This window comes from Brevundimonas sp. 2YAF1 (genome assembly GCF_052114745.1).
In the GTDB taxonomy this organism is placed as follows: Bacteria; Pseudomonadota; Alphaproteobacteria; order Caulobacterales; family Caulobacteraceae; genus Brevundimonas.
This window is the reverse complement of sequence record NZ_JBFRFI010000002.1, coordinates 335,711-353,467: the sequence shown is the minus strand read 5'-3', so window position 1 is coordinate 353,467 and position 17,757 is coordinate 335,711. Positions and strand designations below refer to the sequence as shown.

Genomic DNA, 17,757 nt, shown 5'->3' with positions numbered 1-17,757 from the left:
CTCCTGAAAAACCATCCGTCGCGGCTATCGTTCCCGTCAGATTGCGCCGGGATGATGACGAAGTGCTGAACTTCGCACTTGCGAGACGTGACGAGGGGTGCGGAATACGGCACAACCTCGCCCAGAATTCTCCCCGGAGTGAATATCATGACTGACGTAGTGATCGTTTCCGCCGCCCGCACGCCGGTCGGCTCTTTCCTCGGCGCCCTGTCCAGCCTGCCCGCGTCCAAGCTGGGCGAGATTGCTATCCAGGCGGCGCTGGAACGCGCGGGCGTGGCCCCTGCCGACGTGGACGAAGTCATCCTGGGCCAGGTGCTGCAGGCGGGCGCGGGCCAGGGCCCGGCGCGTCAGGCCGCCATCGGCGCCGGCCTGCCGGTCGAAACCCCGGCCTGGAGCCTGAACCAGCTGTGCGGCTCGGGCCTGCGCGCCGTGGCCCTGGCCTATCAGCAGATCCGCGAGGGCGACGCCAAGATCGTCGTCGCCGGCGGTCAGGAAAGCATGAGCCAGGCGCCGCACGCCCAGCAGCTGCGCGCCGGTCAGAAGATGGGCGACCTCGCCTTCGTCGACACCATGATCAAGGACGGCCTGACCGACGCCTTCCACGGCTACCACATGGGCCAGACGGCCGAGAACATCGCCAACACGTGGTCGATCGACCGCGCGTCGCAGGACGCCTTCGCCGTCGCCTCGCAGAACAAGGCCGAGGCCGCCCAGAAGGCCGGCAAGTTCGTCGATGAGATCGCGCCCGTGACCATCGCCACCCGCAAGGGCGACGTGGTCGTGGATCAGGACGAATACATCCGCCATGGCGCCACCATTGAGGCGATGGAGAAGCTGCGCCCCGCCTTCGTCAAGGACGGTTCGGTGACGGCGGCCAACGCCTCGGGCCTGAACGACGGCGCCGCCGCGCTGGTGCTGATGTCGGCCGATGAAGCCAAGACGCGCGGTCTGGAGCCGCTGGCCCGCATCGCGTCCTGGGCCACGGCGGGCGTCGATCCGTCGATCATGGGCACTGGCCCGATCCCGGCCGCGAAGAAGGCGCTGGAGAAGGCCGGCTGGACCGTCGCTGACCTGGACCTGATCGAATCCAACGAAGCCTTCGCCGCCCAGTCGCTGTGTGTGGTCAAGGAACTGGGTCTCGACACGGCCAAGGTGAACGTCAACGGCGGCGCTATCGCCATCGGCCACCCCATCGGCGCCTCGGGCGCGCGCATCCTGACCACCCTGCTACACGAGATGAAGCGCTCGGGCGCCAAGAAGGGTCTGGCCACCCTGTGCATCGGCGGCGGCATGGGCGTGGCCCTCTGCGTCGAGCGCTAACGTCCCCCTTCAAGGGCTGAGAACAGGAAAGGCCGGCGGAGCGATCCACCGGCCTTTCTCATGTCTGGATCAGCCGATCAGAAGCCGCGTCGCCAGCTGCCCAGCAGGGCGTAACCGGTCGGCGCGCCCGCGCGGTGCTGCTCGTCGCGGCTGGCCACGGCTTCCAGCTGGAGCACTGACCCGCCCGGCAGGGGGTGGAGGCTGCGCACCGAGACGTCGATCTGACGCCCCGACGGGCTGGCCGAGAAGTGGCGCTCCGAGAAGGTGACGGGGTCGAAATACTCCAGCGGCACATCGGCCAGGAAGGCCCTGAAGGTCCCGCTCTCGATCCGCAGCGGCTGGGAGATCTCCCAGGTCAGGCGGCTGCATCCTAAGGCCCAGGACGGGCAGTCGGACTGCAACGCCAGTCGCCAGGTCGAGCTGACGGCGGCGCTGGACAGGTTCAGGAACCGACCTTCGATTTCTGTGCGGCCAAAGCCGGCCTCGCCGCTCAACACCAGACCGCGACCCAGCAGCAGGTCGCCGCCGAAGGCCGCGAACCGGGTGCGCGACGGCAGGGCGAAGTCGGATCGCGTTGGCATATAGGCGCCCAGAGGTCCCATCTTCTCGTCCAGCGAACCCATGCTGAACGACAGGCCGCCACCTTCGCCGCGCCAGTCCAGAGCGGCGCGGGCGTAGGACGACACGTCCTGCTCGATCGAGCGCAGCGGCGCGCGGCGGTCGCCGGCGCCGGTTTCGGCGCTGACGGTCAGCGGACCGAAGCCGAGGCCCTCGAAGACCATGGCGCCGCGCACCGCGTGGTCGGCCTGGGCCAGGGCGGCGAAACCGTCGCCCGAACCGGTGCGGAAGGGCGAGCGCGCCCCGCCCTTGCCCTGCCAGGCGGCAAACGACATCCGTCCGGCGGTGACGTCGAACAGCGCCTCCTGCCTCACCTCGTCGCCCAGCCAAGGGGCGTCGAAGGGGGTGTAGCGGTTCAGGATCGGCTCGGGCGTCTCGGCCGGCACGGCGGCGACCAGCGACAGGCGCGCCCCGCCCGGACCAGCCATCGACACCTGCGACCGGCGCATGGGCGTCGGGTTTTCGGGCTGATAGCTGCGCCGCGGGGCGATGCGATAGGCGGCCCCCATGTCGATGCGGAACAGCCGCTCGTACTCGTCGTAGGCGATGGTGCTCAAGGCGCCGGTGCGCCCCATGGCGTCGCCGAACGGTCCGCCGACATAGGCGCCCGGTTCGATGGCGACCCGGACGGCCGCGCCCACCGCCTGAGGTGAAGAGGTGGCGCCCACCGGCTGGAAGGCCTTGGCGATGTCCAGCAGGCCGCGGCCATAGACCACGTCGGTTCCCGCATCGCCCGCGTCGAGCGCGGTGCGCAGCAGGATGTCGGCCGCCTGGCGTCCGCTCAGATTGGGAAAGGCCTCCAGCAGCAGGGCCAGCGCCCCCGCCACGGCCGGCGAGGCGAAGGAGGTGCCGTTGACGCGCCAACAGCCGGTGTCCTCGCAGTCGACGACGACGCCGACGCCGGGGGCGGACAGGAACCAGGATTGGGACACGCCGGCGCGGTTAGAGAAGTCGGCGATCAGATTGTTTGAATCATGCGCGCCCGTGACGATGATGCCGCCGGCGAAGCGTGGGTCGCTGGCGTAGCGGCCCGGCCATTCCGGATTGGCGCCGGCCTCGTTGCCCGAGGCGATGGCGAAGATGGCCCCCGCATTGATGGCGCGTTGCAACGCCGCCTCGAAGGCAAAGCCCAGCGTGCCCTCGCCGCCGAGCGACAGGTTGATGACCCGGGCGCCGTTGGCGACGGCGTAATCCAGCGCATTGGCCAGATCGGCCCCCCGGAAACAGACGGTGTTTTCGGGCTTGGTGCATTCACTGATGTCGGCGCGGATCGACAGGATGGTCGCGTTGAAGGCGATGCCGACCGTGCCGAAATTGTTGAACGGAGCCGCGATCACGCTGGAGACGCGCGTGCCGTGGGCGTCGGTCCCCTGGGGCTGGTTGCGCCCGCCGACGACGTCGGTGGAGCGCGGAGAGATGTTCACCGCCAGATCCTGGTGATCCAGTTTGATGCCGCTGTCGACCACGCCGACGGTGACGCCCCTGCCGGTTGCGCCCGTCTGCCAGGCGGCGATCGCCCCCGTGTTCGCCACGCCGTAGTTGCGCAGATATTCCGACGAGTTCGCGGACGGAATGGCTGGAGGCGGCGGAGGCGGCGGAGGCGGCGGGGGAGGAGGAGGTGGCGGGGGGGGAGGAGGTGGTGTCACGACGCCGCCCCCCGTTCCTCCACCGCCTCCGCCCCCGCCGCAGGCGGCGAGGGGGAAGGCTAGAAGGCCGAGAACGCCGATCGAAACCGCTACTCTGCGCAGGCGCTGGTAAGCCACAGATCTCTCCCCCACTGAGGGCGCCATTAGGCCATAGTTCGCGGCCTTGGCGAGCCCGTTTCCGAGCTTGGCTGGAGCAGAATCGCCTTTTTCGGTGCTAGTCGCGCAGCAGTTCGTTCACGCCGGTCTTGGCCCGGGTCTGGGCGTCCACACGCTTGACGATCACGGCGCAATACAGCGACGGGCCGCCGTTCGGATCGGGCAGGGCGCCTGGCACCACGACGGAATAGGCCGGAACCTCGCCGCGGAAAATCTCGCCGGTGGCGCGGTCGACGATCTTGGTCGAGCCCGACAGATAGACGCCCATGGCCAGGACCGCGCCCTCGCGGACGATGACGCCCTCGGCCACCTCGGCGCGGGCGCCGATGAAGCAGCCGTCCTCGATGATGGTCGGGTTGGCCTGCAGCGGCTCCAGCACGCCGCCGATGCCGGCGCCGCCCGACAGGTGGACGTTCTTGCCGATCTGAGCGCAGGAGCCGACCGTGGCCCAGGCGTCGACCATCGAGCCTTCATCGACGAAGGCGCCGATGTTCACGAAGGAGGGCATCAGCACCACGTTCTTGGCGATGTGCGCGCCGCGGCGGACGACGGCGCCGGGCACCGAGCGGAAGCCGGCGGCCTGATAGTCGGCGGCGCTCCAGTCGCCGAACTTGTTGGGCACCTTGTCCCAGAAGGGGCCGATGGCCGCCGGATGGTCCGCCGACAGCGGAAGGGTCGGGGCGTGCCCCGCACGCATGATCTGGTTGTCGTTGAGGCGGAAGGACAGCAGCACGGCCTTCTTCAGCCACTGATGCGTGGTCCAGACGCCGTCCTCGCCGCGCGTGGCGACGCGGGCCTGGCCGGAGTCGAGCAGGGCCAGGGCGGTGTCGACGGCGTCACGCGCCTCGCCACGCGTGGCGGCCGAGATTTCGGCGCGGCCATCCCAGGCGGCTTCGATCACGGCTTCGAGATGGGTCAGGTCGGTCATTGCGGGTCTCCGGCCAGCGAGGCGGTGGTCAGGAAGGGGCCGACGGTGGCGGCCCGATGGTGGATGTGCTCGCCCTCGGCCGTGAAGGCCTTGGGGCCGACCAGAACTGTGGTCATGCCGATGGCGTGGGCCGGCTCCAGGTTCTTGGGCGTGTCCTCGAAGAAGCAGGCGGTGGTCGGGTCGACGCCGAACCGGGTCAGCATCCTGTCGAAGGTGCGCGGGTCGGGCTTGGGGATCAGGTCGGCGTCTTCGAGGGCGAAGACGCCGTCGAAGAAGCGCGTCAGCTCCAGCCGTTCCATCACCCGCCGGGCGTGGCCGATCGAGCCATTGGTGAATATCAGGCGCGGGCCGCTCAGCCGCTCCAGCGCGGCGTGCAGGCCCGGATCGGGCGTCAGCACGTCCAGCGGCACGTCGTGAACCTCGGCCAGGAAGTCGTGCGGGTCGATCTGATAATGCTGCATCAGCCCGGCCAGGGACGTGCCGTAGTCGTGCAGATAGCCCTTCTGCATCGTCAGCGCCTCGTGCGCGGGCAGGCCCGAGGTGCGCACCACATAGGCGTTGATGCGCAGTTCGACCTGTTTCAGGAACTGGCTTTCCGGCGGATAGAGGGTGTTGTCGAGGTCGAACACCCAGGACCGGACGTGACGCAGGTCGGCCCCGATCTCGGTCGTCGCCGCCAGCGGCGAAGCCGTCGCACCTGACATCACTGGGCCTTCACCAGGGTGCCGGCCCCGAACTCGGTGAACAGTTCGACCAGCATGGCGTGGGGGCGGCGCCCGTCCAGGATGACCACGGCCTCGACGCCGGCACGGACGGCGGCCATGGCCGTCTCCAGCTTGGGGATCATGCCGCCGGTGGCGACGCCCGTGTCGATCAGGTCTTGCGCCTCTTCCAGCGTCATCTGGCGGATGATCTCGCCGTTGGCGCCCTTGACCCCGGCCACGTCGGTCAGCAGCAGCATCCGCTTGGCGCCCAGCGATCCCGCGATGGCGCCCGCGACTGTGTCAGCGTTGACGTTAAAGGTCATGCCGTCTTCCGCGACCCCGATGGGGGCGATGACCGGGACCCAGTCCTCGGTCTCGGAGGCGATCAGCCCCTTGATCAGCTTGGGATCGACCTTGGTCGGTTCGCCGACGAAGCCCAGGTCGACCTCGTGCTCGATCATGCTGTCGGGATCGCGCTTGGTGCGCAGGGTCTTCTCGACCGTCAGCAGGCCGGCGTCCTTGCCCGACAGGCCGACGCCGCGCACGTCGGCTTCCTTGCCGGCGACGGTGATCCAGTGGGCGATCTCTTTGTTGACGGCGCCCGACAGGACCATCTCGGCCACCTGCATGGTGTCCTTGTCGGTCACGCGCAGGCCGTCGACGAAGGCCGATTTGACGCCCGCCTTGTCCAGCATGGCGCTGATCTGCGGGCCGCCGCCGTGGACCACCACGGGGTTCACGCCCATCAGCTTCAGCAGAACCACGTCGGCGGCGAATTGCTTGGCCACGGCGCTCTCGCCCATGGCGTGGCCGCCGTATTTGATGACCACGGTCTCGCGATCGTAAACCTGGATATAGGGCAGCGCTTCGGCGAGCGTCTTCGCCGTCTCCCAGCTGCGTTCCTCGGATTGCCGTTCAGTCTCTTTCATGATGGCCGCTCGATAGCGGCGAAGGGCGCGCGAGTCACGACGAAACCGGGGCGCCGCTGGGGCGTTTGGCCGTCATGAGCGCTTCCATTGACCCCACCGAGATCGACGACCGCGACCTGGGTCCGGTCGATCCGACCGATCCGGCTGCGCTGCAGCACCCGGACGCCACCCTCTGTCCCGAATGTCAGGGCGTCGGCGTTCTGCCCTCAGGCGAGACTTGTCCGGTCTGCGAAGGCACCGGCAAGGCGGTCGGCCGCACGGGCGGAGGCTGAAATTTCAGCGCGGCGCGTCGGCGAACAGGTCGCAAGCCTGCTCGAACGCCTGCCGGACCCCGTCGAGGTCGCGCTGAAGGTCGGGATGATCGCCGTCGCGCGCGGTCAGCAGCAGCAGTTGGTGGGCGCGCCGGATCGGGTCAGGCACGCGCTCGTCTGCGTTCTGACGTTTCAGCTCGGCGGACAGGAAGTCGTCGACCCGCGCCTCGGCTTCCGGGCTGCGGTCAAAGGCGACGCCGAGCTCGCGGCTCATCCGATTCGCCTGCCCGCGCCAGTCGGCGATGAAGTCCGACCAGGCCAGGAAGCGGCGCGGCTGGTAGCGGCTGGCCCGCTCGGCGTCGGACACGTGGCGCAGCCACAGCCGCAGGGCATGGCTGCGCGACATGGCGTTGCGCGCCATCAGCGACGCCGCCACCTCGGCCGGGGGGCGAAGCGGGCTGACCACAACGACGCGATAGCCGCTGTCCTCCAGCACGCCCCGCCAGAAACCGAACAGGCGGCAGATGCGTGGATCCTTGAGCACGATCAGTTCGGCGCCGCCGAACTCGGACGCCAGCTTGTCCGCCGCCTCGGCGCGGAAGGCCGGCAGGGCGTTGGCGACGGCCGCAAGGTCGAAACGGCGCCAGTCATGCCAGGATGAGCCGCCGGCCTGCAGCAGACGGTCGTTCAGCCCCGCCAGGACCTCGCTCTCCCAGAAGCCCTTGGGATTGTCCTCGGCGGGCCGCATCAGGGTCTGCGGCGCGCTGGCGCCCAGCAGGGCGAGGGCGCCGGCCACCGACGAGGTGCCGCTGCGGTGCATCCCCAGCACGACCAGAGCGGTCTTGTTCGCTTGCATCTGTCTGAATCCCCTCGCGGCCTTGTCGGTCTGTAACGGGCGCGTCACGATCATCATACCCTTCGCGAACGGCGCGTGACGCGTTAGACAGCCTCGATGGCTCTCTATCCTGTGATCATGTGCGGCGGCGCCGGCACCCGGCTCTGGCCCGCCTCGAGGCCGTCGCGCCCGAAACAGTTCATCCCGCTGGCCGGGAACCGGTCGCTGTTTCAGGAGACCGCCCTGCGCGTGGCGCCCCTGGCGGATCAGGGCGGACAACTGATCATCGTGGCCGGCGTGGCCCATCGCGAGTGGATTCTGGATCAGTTGGAAGAGGCGGGCCTGGAGGCCCAACTGCTGCTCGAGCCGGAGCCGCGCGATTCGGCGGCCGCCATGGCCGCCGCCGCCGCCTGGACCGAGAAGCGCGATCCCGACGGCATGCTGGCCTTTGTCGCCTCCGATCATCACATCCCCGATCAGGAGGCCTTTCGAGAGGCTGTGCTGGCGGCGGCGGACGGGGCGGCGGACGGCCGTATCGTCACCCTGGGGGTCAAGCCGGACGAACCGTCCTCGGCCTACGGTTATATCAAGCCGGCGGGCGTGGGGCTGTCGGCGGTCGAAGCCTTCCGCGAGAAGCCGGACCGAGGGACCGCCGAGGCCTACATCCGCTCGGGCTACCTGTGGAACAGCGGCAACTTCATCGTCTCGGCGCGCACTCTGATCGAGGAGCTCCGAGCCCTCGCGCCGGCGGTGGAGCAGGCGGCGCGCCGGGCGCTGGCGGACGTCGGCGGGACGGCGGTCGAGGTGCTGGGACCGGCGTTCTCTTCGGCGCCGAAGATCTCCATCGACTATGCCGTCATGGAGAAGACCCTTCGCGCGGCGGTTCTGGCGGTGGACTTCCGCTGGTCTGACCTGGGTGCCTGGGATTCCATCGCCGCCACCGGCGAAGGCGAATACGGGCAGCATATTCTGGAAGACGCCGAAGGCTGTCTGGTGCGCGCCCCTGAAGGGGTGCTGGTGGCGGCGCTCGGCGTGCGCAACCTGGCGATCATCGCCGAGAAGGACGCCATCCTGGTCTGCTCGCTCGGCCGCGCCCAGGAGGTGAAACGGGTGGTGGATCGGGTGCGCGGCGCCTCGCCGGCCCATCTCGATTTCCACGGCGCCGAACCCGAAGGTCTGGCCGCCGGCGCGCGGCGGCTGGGCGACTGGCTGCGGCTTCGCGCTCTGCCGGTGTGGGGAACGGTCGGTCAGGCGTCGGACGGCGGCTTCGCCGAAGCCCTGGCGCTGGATGGCCGGCCGGTGGCGGCGCCGCGTCGCGCCCGCGTGCAGACGCGTCAGGTTCATGTCTTCGCCGAGGCCGGGCTGCTCGGCTGGCAGGGCCCCTGGCGTCAGGCGGTCGAGCGGGGACTGGACCGTCTGGACGCGGTCTATCTTCGCCCGGACGGCCGGATGCGCACCATCCTGACGGCGGACAGCGCGCCGCTCGATGAAACGGCGATGGTCTATGATCAGGCCTTTCTGCTTCTGGCTTGGGCGTCGGCCCACGCCGCCGGCGTTCGCGACGATCTCGAGGCCCGGGCGGTCGCCCTGCGTGAGGCGCTGCTAGCGTCGGTCCAGGCCAACGGCGCCTTGGTCGAAGCGGGCCTGCATCCCCATCAGGCCAATGCTCATATGCATCTGCTGGAGGCCTGCCTGGCTTGGGCGGCGGTGGGCCAGGACGCTGGCTGGGCGACGACAGCGGACTGTCTGGTCAAGCTGACGCTGGACGTGTTCGTGGACGCCAAGGCGGGCTGCCTTCGTGAATTCTACAGAGCCGACTGGTCGCCCGCGGCCGGGGAGGACGGCGCCCTGGTCGAACCGGGGCACCAGTTCGAATGGGCCTGGCTTCTGGCCCGTCATGCGCGCGTGCGCGGCGCCGGCGCCGGCCTGCAGGCGGCGCGCCGGCTCTACGCCTTCGGCCTGAAGGGGGTGGAAAGCCGCGCCCAGGTGGCGATCGACGCCTTGAACGACGACGGCACCCGGCGCAGCCGCCGCGCCCGCCTGTGGCCGCAGACGGAATGGCTCAAGGCTGCCCTGATCCTGTCGGAGCACGAAGTCGGCGGCGAGCGGGCGGCGCGGCTGCGCGAGGCGGCGGCGGCCCAGCGCGCCCTGTGGCTTTATCTGACGCCGGAAGGGCTGTGGCGCGACAAGCGGCTGCCCAACGGAAAATTCATCGACGAACCCGCGCCGGCGAGCTCGATGTATCACGTCCTGGCCGCCTTCTCGCAGCTGAAGGACAGTCTTGGAGTGATCGAGCGGGACCATCCACCGCGACTGGATCTGGCTTAAAGGCGCGGCGACTCGCGGCTTGATCTGTCATTCTTCGACAGATAGGGCGGCGTCTGACTTATCGATTAGGCGCGCGGACCGATCGGGCGCGTGCGGATACTGAATACTGTTGCCGGAGGGCTTGTCATGAGTCTGCGCGAAACCGACGCCGACTGGATCGTTCTGGGCGAGGACGAGCCCTATCACGGCGTGCTGTCGCAGGAGAAATTCCTGCGCCGCAACCTGACGCCCGAGATCCTCGAGGAGTTCTGGGCCACGGGCGAGGAGGAGATCGCCTATCTGGCGCGGGTGCTGGAACAGCATTTCGGCGCCTTCGCCTCGAAGCGGGCGCTGGACTTCGGTTGCGGCGTCGGTCGGCTGACGCGGGCCCTGTCGCACCGGGCCGCGCATGTGACGGGCGTGGACATTTCCGCCGGGATGCTGGCCGAGGCGCGCCGGCATGATCTGGCCAACGTCGACTTCGTCATGGAGTTGAAGGATCAGACCTTCGACTGGATCAACACCATCATCGTCTTCCAGCACATCCCGCCGCAGCGCGGCTATGGCCTGTTCGAGGATCTGCTGCAGCGGCTGGAGCCTGGCGGCGTCGTCTCGGCGCAGTTCACCCTGTTCAAGGACCAGGCCTTCATCGCCCATGCCCTGTCGGGGGTTCAGGCGGCGATCTGGGACGGCGATACCCTGCGCGTCATGAAGCAGGAGGAGGCGGGGCCGGGCACCATGATGATGTTCGACTACGACCTGAACCGGATCATCGCCCTGTTGGTGGCCAACGGCGTCGAGCAGATGTTCCTGGAGCACACCAACCACGGTGGTTGCCACGGCGTGCGACTGTTCGCCCGCCGCGCGGCCTAGGGGCGCGGATATGTTGCGGAACCTCCTGTCCCGCCGCCGTCAGGGCGCCGAAGTCGAGGCGGCGGCGGCCTCGAGCGGCGCCGGGCGCGAGGCTGTCCGAAAGGACATCTTCGACTGCTACAACCGGTTTCTGGGCCGCGAGCCCGACGCCGCGGGGCTGGAGAGCTGGTCGTCCACCGTCGCAGAGGGCCTGTCCTTCGACGAACTGCGGGGCCGCTTCATCGGCAGCAGCGAGTTTCATGCGCGCCCGCCGGAGGCGAAGACGGCGGCCCTGGCCTCGGTCTGGCCCGGCGATCCGCTGCGGTTCGCGCTCGACGAGATCGAGTCCGTCACCGCAGCCCTGCAGGTCGAGGGGTTCCGAGATCGCGTGACGGCCGGCGCCTTCATGCTGCCGGATGACTTCGATGCGACCTTGTCGCCGGATTCGCCGGAGTACACCGCTCAGCAGCTGGCCTTGTGGCGCGTCGTCACCCAGCGGTCCGCCTATGATCCCGAGGTCGACGAGGACACGCCCGAGGTCGGCGCTCTGGACGCCATCTATCGTCCGGCCTTTTACAGCACCCAGGATCCTCTGGTCGCCGGCGAGCACCTTGTCGCCCTGGGCCATATGGTGAAGCTCAGCGGCCTGAAGCCTGGGGGGCGGGCGCTGGAGTATGGCGCTGGCTTCGGCCAGATCGCCCTGGCCTTCGCGCGTCTGGGGTTCAAGGTCGATACGGTCGACATCAACCGCCATTTCTCGGGCGCGGTGAACAAGGTGGCCGCGCATTTCCAGGTCGACCTGACGGCCCACGTCGACGCCTTCGGCTTCAATCCGGCCGGGGCGCCGGGCAGCTACGACCTGATCTATTTTTACGAGAGCTTCCACCACTGCCTGCAGTTCCGCGAGGTCCTGCCGCGCCTGCGCGACATGCTGAAGGACGGCGGGCGCATCCTATTGGGCGGCGAGCCGGTCCTGCCGCACGATCATCCGCTCTTGCCCTATCCGTGGGGACTGCGGCTAGACGGTGAATGCGTCTCCGTCATGCGCCAGAGAGGCTGGATGGAGCTGGGCTTCCGCGAGGACTATCTGCTGAAGGTGTTCGCCGAGGCGGGCTTCGACGTGAGCAAGCACGAACTGCCGGGCTTCCACTACGCCACCGTCTACGTCGCCGAGAAGCGTCCGGACTGAGGCGGCGAGGGCGGCGCTCGCCGCCCGCCGTCGTCAGGCCGCGCCGGACGCCTCCGCCAGCTCAGGCAGCTGTTGCAGGGTCAGGGCCTCCATGAAGTCCGCGCGGGACTTCAGGTCGTCTGCTTGGCAGATCATGAAGCCGAAGACGCCCAGGCCGGCGACCCGGCGGTCGACCCCGTTGGTATTGAGGGCGAAGTCCTCCTTGGCCTGGCCCTTCAGGCCAATGACGATCTCGCCTGCCGCATACTGGTCAGTGCGGATGTCGATGGAGAGCCAGCGCTCCTCCTTGGCGCGCAGGACGCCCCGACGGACGACCACGCCGCCGAAGGTGATCTGATAGGTCTGCTCGGCCTGGCTGAGCCCCTGCAGGCCGATGTAGAATTTCAGCGTTCCATCGGCCTGGCCAAGGTTCAGCTTGAGTTGGGCGCCCTTGAGCTTGGTCCAGTTGCCCCAGTCGTCCGGTTGCCACCAGCCGTCGCCGCTGCGGAAGCGCTCGTTGGCCTCCATGCCGCGATGGATGGCCGTTTCGTTGACGCGCCGCAGCCAGTAGTAGCGTCCCAGCGTCGGGGCCGGGGCGACGAAGGCGGCTTCGGCGCGGTCGGCTGGGAACCACGCGATGAGCTGGCGGGTCATCTCCTCGCCCAGGTCGCGCCAGGGGCGAGGGGCGAAGTCGCTGGCGATGCGGGCCTCCAGCGCCTGTCGATAGGGCAGGTCGAACATCAGCCGGTCCAGCTTCTGGACGAAGTCGGCTTGATCGCCGGTGCGGAAATAGACGGCGAACTCGCCCCCGGCCTCGGGCAGGGAGGAGGCGTCCGACAGCAGGGCCGCCTTGCCGTAGCAGAAGGATTCCGTGACCGGCAGGCCCCAGCCCTCATAGGTGCTGGGATAGAGGGTGAAGGCCGAGCCGCGATACAGGTTGGCGAGATCGGGGTCGGAAACGCCCGAGACGATCGAAATCCGGGCGCGCAGTTCGGCGCTGGCCTCCAGCTTGGCGAAGACGGCGTCGTTCAGCCAGCCGCGATTGCCGACGCAGATCAGCCGCGGCACGCGGGCGGCGCCGTGCTTCTGGATCAGCTCCTGCCAGGCCTTGAAGACGCTCAGGTGGTTCTTGCGCGACTCGATGGTCGAGACGAACAGGACGTATTCGCCCTCGACCAGGCCGTAGCGGCTCATGGTCTGGCGCATCGGCGCGGCGGCGACGGGCTTGCGGAAGTCGGCGTCTAGGCGGACGACATGGACGGCTTCCGGCGCGACCGCGTGGCCCAGGCGCTCCGCCACGGCCAGCAGGTCCTTCTTGGACGCTTCCGAGTTGGTGAAGAAATGATCGGCATGGGCGAAGACGCCCAGCGCCCAGCTGATGAAGTCCTGGGTCAGTTCCTTGACGCAATGTTCGGGCGTCATGATCGGAATCATGTCGTGCACGAACGGGACGTACTGGATGCCGTAGAGGTCCTTGGCCTGGCGGACGTGCAGGAAATAGTTCTGCAGCCACCAGGACGTGCCCAGATTGATCAGGCAGGCCCCCTGGGGGAAGGCGAAGGCGGGCGAAAGGTCGCCGAGCACCTTCAGGTCGCGCACCGCTCGGGTCCAGGCGGCGTCGGTGACGTCCCCGCTCTGCAGCGACAGGTCGCACAGATGCAAGAACAGCTCCGGCGGCACCCCGACCCAGTGGTCGCGGTCGCGCGAGAAGCTGCAGACCGCCACGTCCACGTCGTCGCGCGGCGTGACCAGCAGGGCGGAAATGACCTCGATCTGCACCCGCTGGATGCCGGTCGGCAGCCGCGCGGCGCCGAAGTAGCCGACCAGGTCGGAGATATCGAAGACCAGATGGGTCCGGCCCGCGCCGGACGTCGTCTCGGCCGCGCCCCGCGTCAGCGTTTGGGCGGCTTCCACGCCCCGCTGCAGCGTCGCGATCAGGGCCTGGTTGTCTTCGCGCGTCTTGGCCTCGAGCCGGCGAAGCAGATCGTCCATCAGGGCGGTCAGGTCGCCGGCGGAGCTTGAGCGAAGGGGCAGGGCCGGCACGGCGACGGTGCGGCGGGCGACCGCCGAGGCGCGCGCCGTGTCGAACGCGACGCCCTGACCGCCGAGCGACGTCAGTTCGTCCAAGGCGAAGGGCAGGTCGGGATCAAGCTCGGCGGCGCGCAGGAAGCTTTCAGCCGCCTGATCCAGCCGGCCCTGAAGTTTGCGCAGAAAGCCCAGCTGAAGGTGGGTGTCCGCCGCCTCCGGCGACAGGGACAGGGCTTTCAGATAGGCGGCTTCGGCGCCGTTCAGGTCGCCCGATTCCTTGCGGGCGTGGCCCAGTTGGACCCAGATGCCCATGCGCGCGGGATCCAGTTCGAGCGCCTTGCCATAGGCGGCGGCCGCCGCCATCCAGCTGCGCTCGTTCCGTGCCGCGTCGCCGGCCGCGATCAGGCTCCGCACCTGCCCCTTGATTTGGGACTTCCGGGAGGTGCGGACGATGGACATCAGATTCATAGGCCGGACCAGATCCATGTTGGGCGAGACGAATAGCCGCTCCTTCCCGACTACGGTGACGCCAAGGGGCCTGTCAAATGCCGTGAAACGCGGGCGGGGCCTCGAGCGTAGCGGGACATTTTCGTCAGAGGGAGCTAGAGGCTGGGGAAGGATATTTCGGCGGCGGCGCGATGGAAGACAATATGACCGAGAGCGAATCCGTTCAGGCTGAGCGCAGCGACGTCGAGTTCCTGTACCTGCTGGCGCTGGGGCGGGCCTTCGACGAACCTGCGATGAAGGATTTCGTCGGCCAGCCGCTGCCGTTCCTTCTGGGTGTCTTCTTTGAAAGCCCGGAGTTCGGCGACAAGGTGCTGTCCGGGTTGGACCGCCGCCTGCCCCCGGCAGGCGGCGCTTTTTCGGATGACGTGCCCGAAACCCTCAAGGCTTGGCTCATCGAGCGTGCGCCGCTGAACGACGCTGGCCGTCAGGCGGTGGTCGAGGCCGAGACCTGGTCGGGGCTCTATCTGGCCCTGTTCTCCGACCCGGCTTTCCAGCAGGGGGTCGGCGTCGGCCCGTCGCGTCCCTTCTCGCCCGCCGCCTGGGAGGCCCTGTCCTATTGGGGCGCGGTGCGGCGCGGCGGCGAGATTGAGGACGTCCGGGGGGCGATCGTCTCGGGCTGGGCAGCGGACCGGGCGACGCCGACGCGACCCTTGAACGTCGAGCTCTGGATCGACGGCGAGTGTGTAGCCGCCGCGCCGGCGGACATCTTCCGCCGCGAACTTCAGGATCGTTTCGGCGGCGAGGGGACGTTCGGGTTCCGCATCGACGCCGGCGATCGGCTGGCTGACGGCGAACACCATGTCGAAATTCGTGACAGCGAAACGGCCATGCGGTTGGCGGAGCTCCGCTATCAGGCCCCCCCGCGCACGGCCCAGCCCTATGAGGCGATGGTCGAGGAGTTGCGCTCCCTGCGCGAGGCGCTGACGCGTCTGGAGCGCACGCTGCCGCCGACGGTCAGCCGCCTGGGCTTCCCGCTGGAGGAATACGACCGCTACGCCGAGACCTATGGCCGGATCGGCGACGCCGCCGTCCTGCCGCAGGGTTGGCGCCCCGCCTTCTGCGTCGTTCTGCGCGCCGAGGGCGCCGACGCGCAGGCGGTCGAGGACGCGGTGACGGCGGTGATGGCCCAGACCTGGACCGACTGGCGGCTCGCCGTCGTCGGCCTGGATCACGACGGCCGCCAGCACCTGCAGTCCCTGCTGACCCGCCTGCAATGGCGCGGCGAAACGGCGACGGCGCGGGTCAGCGCCCCCGACGACATCGGGACGGTGCTGGAGGGCGAGGAGCTCTGGCTCGATCTGCCCGCAAGCGGCGTTCTGGCGCCGGAGGCTCTGGCGGTATTCGCCGGCGTCCTGGTCGATCCCGAAATCGCTGCGGCCTATGCCGACGAGGATCATCTGGACGTGGACGGCGATTTCGGTCGGGCGCGTCGTCGCGATCCGCTTCTGAAGCCGACGCTCGACGTCGACCTGTTGTGCCAGACGCCCTACATCGGGGATTGCGCCGCCTTCCGGACCTCGGCCTGGGCTCCGACGTACGATGGACGCGCGGCGGCGGCGGTGTTGCGGCTGGCGATCGCCGGAGGCCGGATCGCTCACGCCCCTTCCATCCTGTTCTCGAAGTCGGTTGGCGCGGCCGAGACGGGCGACTGGGCGGCCGACGTTCGGGTGGTGTTGGGCGCCGACGCGGCCGTGGAGCTCGCGCCGCACGACGACGTCCTGGGCGCCCGGGTTCCCGGCGCGATCCGGCTGAAGCGCGCCCCCCGCGCGAAGACGGCGACGGTGATCATCCCGACCAAGAACGGTCTGGACCTGCTCCGGCCCTGCGTGGACAGCATCCTGGGAATGGTCGGGCATAATACGGTCGCGCTGGACCTGCTGATCATCGACCATGAAAGCGACGACCCGGAAACGCGGCGCTATCTGGATGAACTGGCCGCGCGCGGCGACGCTCGCGTCATGCCCTACAGCGGCGCCTTCAACTGGGCCCTGATGAACAATATGGCCGTCGAGCAGGCGCGCGGCGAGGTTCTGATCTTCCTGAACAACGACACGATGGTCGTCAGCCCCGACTGGCTGGACGAGCTGACCAGCCAGGCCGAGCGGCCGGAGGTCGGCGCGGTCGGCGCGCGGCTGCTGTACGGCGACGACACCATCCAGCACGGCGGCTTCGTCGCCCGCGACCGGCGCGAGAACTTCCTGATCCACGACGGCGTCGGCGCGCCCGGAAACGAGGCGGGCTATATGGGCCGCTACGCCCTGTTGCGTCAGACCGTGGCCGTGACCGGCGCCTGCATCGCCATCGCGACGGAGACGTTCAAGCGCCTCGGCGGCTTCGACGCCGCTCACTTCCCGGTCGAGGGCAATGACGTCGACCTGTGCATGAGAGCGCAGGCGGAAGGATTGAAGGTCCTCTATGATCCCTACGCCACCCTCTATCACCTTGAGTCCAAGACCCGGGGCTTCAGCCGCGAGGGCGAGAAGCGGGAGGTCGCCGAGGCGTCCGGACGGCTGCTCTGGGCCCGCTGGGGCGAGCGTTTCCATCGCGACCCCTTCTACAACCCCCGCTTCGATCGCGAGGCGCGTCCCTTCACCCGGCTCAGGCCTCTGCCGTGATCTCGAGCGAGCGGACGGTCCTGATCACGGGCGGACGGGGGCGTCTGGCGCGCGCCCTGACGGCGGCGGCCTGGCCCCAGGGCTGGCGACCGATGGCGGTCGGCCGCGCCGAACTGGACGTCTCGCGGGCCGACGAGGTCGCGGCCTGGGTTCAGCGTCACCGGCCCGCCTTGATCATCAACGCCGCCGCCTTCACCGGCGTCGACCTGGCGGAGCGCGAGGCGGAGGCCTGTTTCGCCGTCAACGCCGCCGGGGCGGGGAACCTGGCGCAGGCGGCGGCTGAAGCCGGTTCGGCGCTGATTCATATCTCGACCGACTTCGTGTTCGACGGCCTCTTGGGCCGGCCCTATGTCGAGAGCGACGCGACTGCGCCGCTGAACCTCTATGGGGCCAGCAAGCTGGCGGGCGAACGCCTGGTGCTGGAGCGCCACCCCCAAGCCCTGGTGCTGCGCACGGCCTGGCTGCTGGGCGGGGAGGGCAACTCCTTTATCGACGCGATCCTGCGACGGGCGGCCACGGGTCAGGATCTGCGGGTCGTCTCCGACCAGACCGGCAGCCCGACCGACGTGGACGACCTGGCGCGGGCCATCGTCGTCGCGGCGGAGCGTCTGGCGCGGGGGCCGGCGCCGCAACGGCTTTATCATCTAGCGGGATCGGAGCCGGCGACCTGGCACGAGATCGCCGCGGCGGCGGTCGAGGCCTGGGCGCGTCACGCCGGACGCGCCGCCCCGCAGGTGGCGGCTATCGCCAGCGCCGACTGGCCGTCGCCCGCGCGACGTTCCGCAGATTCGCGGCTTGATAGCGGAGCCTTCGCGCGCGACCTTGGCGTCGTCCTGCCGGGCTGGCGGGACCGGGTCGCCGGCTGGGCGGTCGAGAGCGCGGGGGCTTAAGCG

At 69.2% G+C, this 17,757-nt stretch carries 13 protein-coding genes; 7 read left to right on the top strand and 6 right to left on the bottom strand.

From position 1 onward, the window contains the following. Positions 1–147: 147 nt before the first annotated feature. Positions 148–1,320 (top strand): acetyl-CoA C-acetyltransferase, encoded by a 1,173-nt coding sequence (locus tag AB4Y68_RS04340; RefSeq protein ID WP_441454283.1) that lies wholly within the window; start codon positions 148–150, stop codon positions 1,318–1,320. A 77-nt stretch (positions 1,321–1,397) separates the two neighbouring features. Here AB4Y68_RS04340 and AB4Y68_RS04335 read toward each other — a convergent pair whose 3' ends face one another. The 4 genes from AB4Y68_RS04335 to argB all read right to left on the bottom strand — a co-directional run bounded on the left by AB4Y68_RS04335 (position 1,398) and on the right by argB (position 6,301). Then, on the bottom strand, positions 1,398–3,470 hold the full coding sequence (locus AB4Y68_RS04335; RefSeq protein ID WP_441454282.1) for a S8 family peptidase: 2,073 nt from the start codon (positions 3,468–3,470) through the stop codon (positions 1,398–1,400). 328 nt (positions 3,471–3,798) lie between these two features. Beyond that, positions 3,799–4,668 (bottom strand): 2,3,4,5-tetrahydropyridine-2,6-dicarboxylate N-succinyltransferase, encoded by an 870-nt coding sequence (gene dapD / locus AB4Y68_RS04330; protein ID WP_441454281.1) that lies wholly within the window; start codon positions 4,666–4,668, stop codon positions 3,799–3,801. Further along, complete coding sequence (locus AB4Y68_RS04325; RefSeq protein WP_441454280.1) at positions 4,665–5,372, bottom strand: pyrimidine 5'-nucleotidase; 708 nt, start codon at positions 5,370–5,372, stop codon at positions 4,665–4,667. Before AB4Y68_RS04325 ends, dapD begins: the two co-directional genes overlap by 4 nt. Then, a complete protein-coding gene (gene argB / locus AB4Y68_RS04320; protein WP_441454279.1) occupies positions 5,372–6,301 on the bottom strand; it encodes an acetylglutamate kinase in 930 nt (309 codons plus the stop codon). The genes AB4Y68_RS04325 and argB overlap by 1 nt, the downstream gene beginning before the upstream one ends. Before the next feature lie 74 nt (positions 6,302–6,375). Between argB and AB4Y68_RS04315 the strand changes: the two genes are divergently transcribed. After that, complete coding sequence (locus tag AB4Y68_RS04315) at positions 6,376–6,573, top strand: hypothetical protein (protein WP_441454278.1); 198 nt, start codon at positions 6,376–6,378, stop codon at positions 6,571–6,573. A 4-nt stretch (positions 6,574–6,577) separates the two neighbouring features. On the opposite strand, the gene AB4Y68_RS04310 is transcribed toward AB4Y68_RS04315, so the two are convergent. Then, the gene (locus AB4Y68_RS04310; protein WP_441454277.1) at positions 6,578–7,408 is read right to left on the bottom strand and encodes a sulfotransferase family protein; all 831 of its coding nucleotides are present in this window, start codon (positions 7,406–7,408) and stop codon (positions 6,578–6,580) included. A 96-nt stretch (positions 7,409–7,504) separates the two neighbouring features. Between AB4Y68_RS04310 and AB4Y68_RS04305 the strand changes: the two genes are divergently transcribed. The 3 genes from AB4Y68_RS04305 (at position 7,505) to AB4Y68_RS04295 (ending at position 11,735) form a co-directional block, all read left to right on the top strand. Further along, entirely contained in the window at positions 7,505–9,715 is a 2,211-nt protein-coding gene (locus AB4Y68_RS04305; protein ID WP_441454276.1) for an AGE family epimerase/isomerase, read from the top strand. A gap of 126 nt (positions 9,716–9,841) precedes the next feature. Then, positions 9,842–10,567, top strand: coding sequence for a class I SAM-dependent methyltransferase (locus AB4Y68_RS04300; protein WP_441454275.1), 726 nt, complete (start codon positions 9,842–9,844; stop codon positions 10,565–10,567). A gap of 10 nt (positions 10,568–10,577) precedes the next feature. Then, positions 10,578–11,735 carry a methyltransferase domain-containing protein gene (locus tag AB4Y68_RS04295; protein WP_441454274.1) on the top strand — a complete coding sequence of 386 codons (1,158 nt, stop codon included), beginning with the start codon at positions 10,578–10,580 and terminating at the stop codon, positions 11,733–11,735. A gap of 33 nt (positions 11,736–11,768) precedes the next feature. On the opposite strand, the gene AB4Y68_RS04290 is transcribed toward AB4Y68_RS04295, so the two are convergent. Continuing rightward, the gene (locus AB4Y68_RS04290) at positions 11,769–14,210 is read right to left on the bottom strand and encodes a glycosyltransferase (protein ID WP_441454273.1); all 2,442 of its coding nucleotides are present in this window, start codon (positions 14,208–14,210) and stop codon (positions 11,769–11,771) included. Positions 14,211–14,392: 182 nt separating this feature from the next. Between AB4Y68_RS04290 and AB4Y68_RS04285 the strand changes: the two genes are divergently transcribed. Continuing rightward, a complete protein-coding gene (locus tag AB4Y68_RS04285) occupies positions 14,393–16,864 on the top strand; it encodes a glycosyltransferase (protein ID WP_441454272.1) in 2,472 nt (823 codons plus the stop codon). Then, positions 16,861–17,754: a dTDP-4-dehydrorhamnose reductase gene (rfbD, locus tag AB4Y68_RS04280; RefSeq protein WP_441454271.1), complete on the top strand. Its 894-nt coding sequence runs from the start codon at positions 16,861–16,863 to the stop codon at positions 17,752–17,754. Before AB4Y68_RS04285 ends, rfbD begins: the two co-directional genes overlap by 4 nt. The last annotated feature ends 3 nt before the right edge of the window (positions 17,755–17,757 follow it).

Bases quoted from the DNA above. Each gene is read 5' to 3' on its own strand.
- AB4Y68_RS04325 (WP_441454280.1), bottom strand. From the start codon at position 5,372: ATGTCAGGTGCGACGGCTTCGCCGCTGGCGGCGACGACCGAGATCGGG.
- AB4Y68_RS04290 (WP_441454273.1), bottom strand. From the start codon at position 14,210: ATGAATCTGATGTCCATCGTCCGCACCTCCCGGAAGTCCCAAATCAAG.
- AB4Y68_RS04310 (WP_441454277.1), bottom strand. From the start codon at position 7,408: ATGCAAGCGAACAAGACCGCTCTGGTCGTGCTGGGGATGCACCGCAGC.
- dapD (WP_441454281.1), bottom strand. From the start codon at position 4,668: ATGACCGACCTGACCCATCTCGAAGCCGTGATCGAAGCCGCCTGGGAT.
- AB4Y68_RS04305 (WP_441454276.1), top strand. From the start codon at position 7,505: ATGGCTCTCTATCCTGTGATCATGTGCGGCGGCGCCGGCACCCGGCTC.
- AB4Y68_RS04295 (WP_441454274.1), top strand. From the start codon at position 10,578: ATGTTGCGGAACCTCCTGTCCCGCCGCCGTCAGGGCGCCGAAGTCGAG.
- AB4Y68_RS04340 (WP_441454283.1), top strand. From the start codon at position 148: ATGACTGACGTAGTGATCGTTTCCGCCGCCCGCACGCCGGTCGGCTCT.
- AB4Y68_RS04300 (WP_441454275.1), top strand. From the start codon at position 9,842: ATGAGTCTGCGCGAAACCGACGCCGACTGGATCGTTCTGGGCGAGGAC.
- argB (WP_441454279.1), bottom strand. From the start codon at position 6,301: ATGAAAGAGACTGAACGGCAATCCGAGGAACGCAGCTGGGAGACGGCG.
- AB4Y68_RS04315 (WP_441454278.1), top strand. From the start codon at position 6,376: ATGAGCGCTTCCATTGACCCCACCGAGATCGACGACCGCGACCTGGGT.
- AB4Y68_RS04285 (WP_441454272.1), top strand. From the start codon at position 14,393: ATGACCGAGAGCGAATCCGTTCAGGCTGAGCGCAGCGACGTCGAGTTC.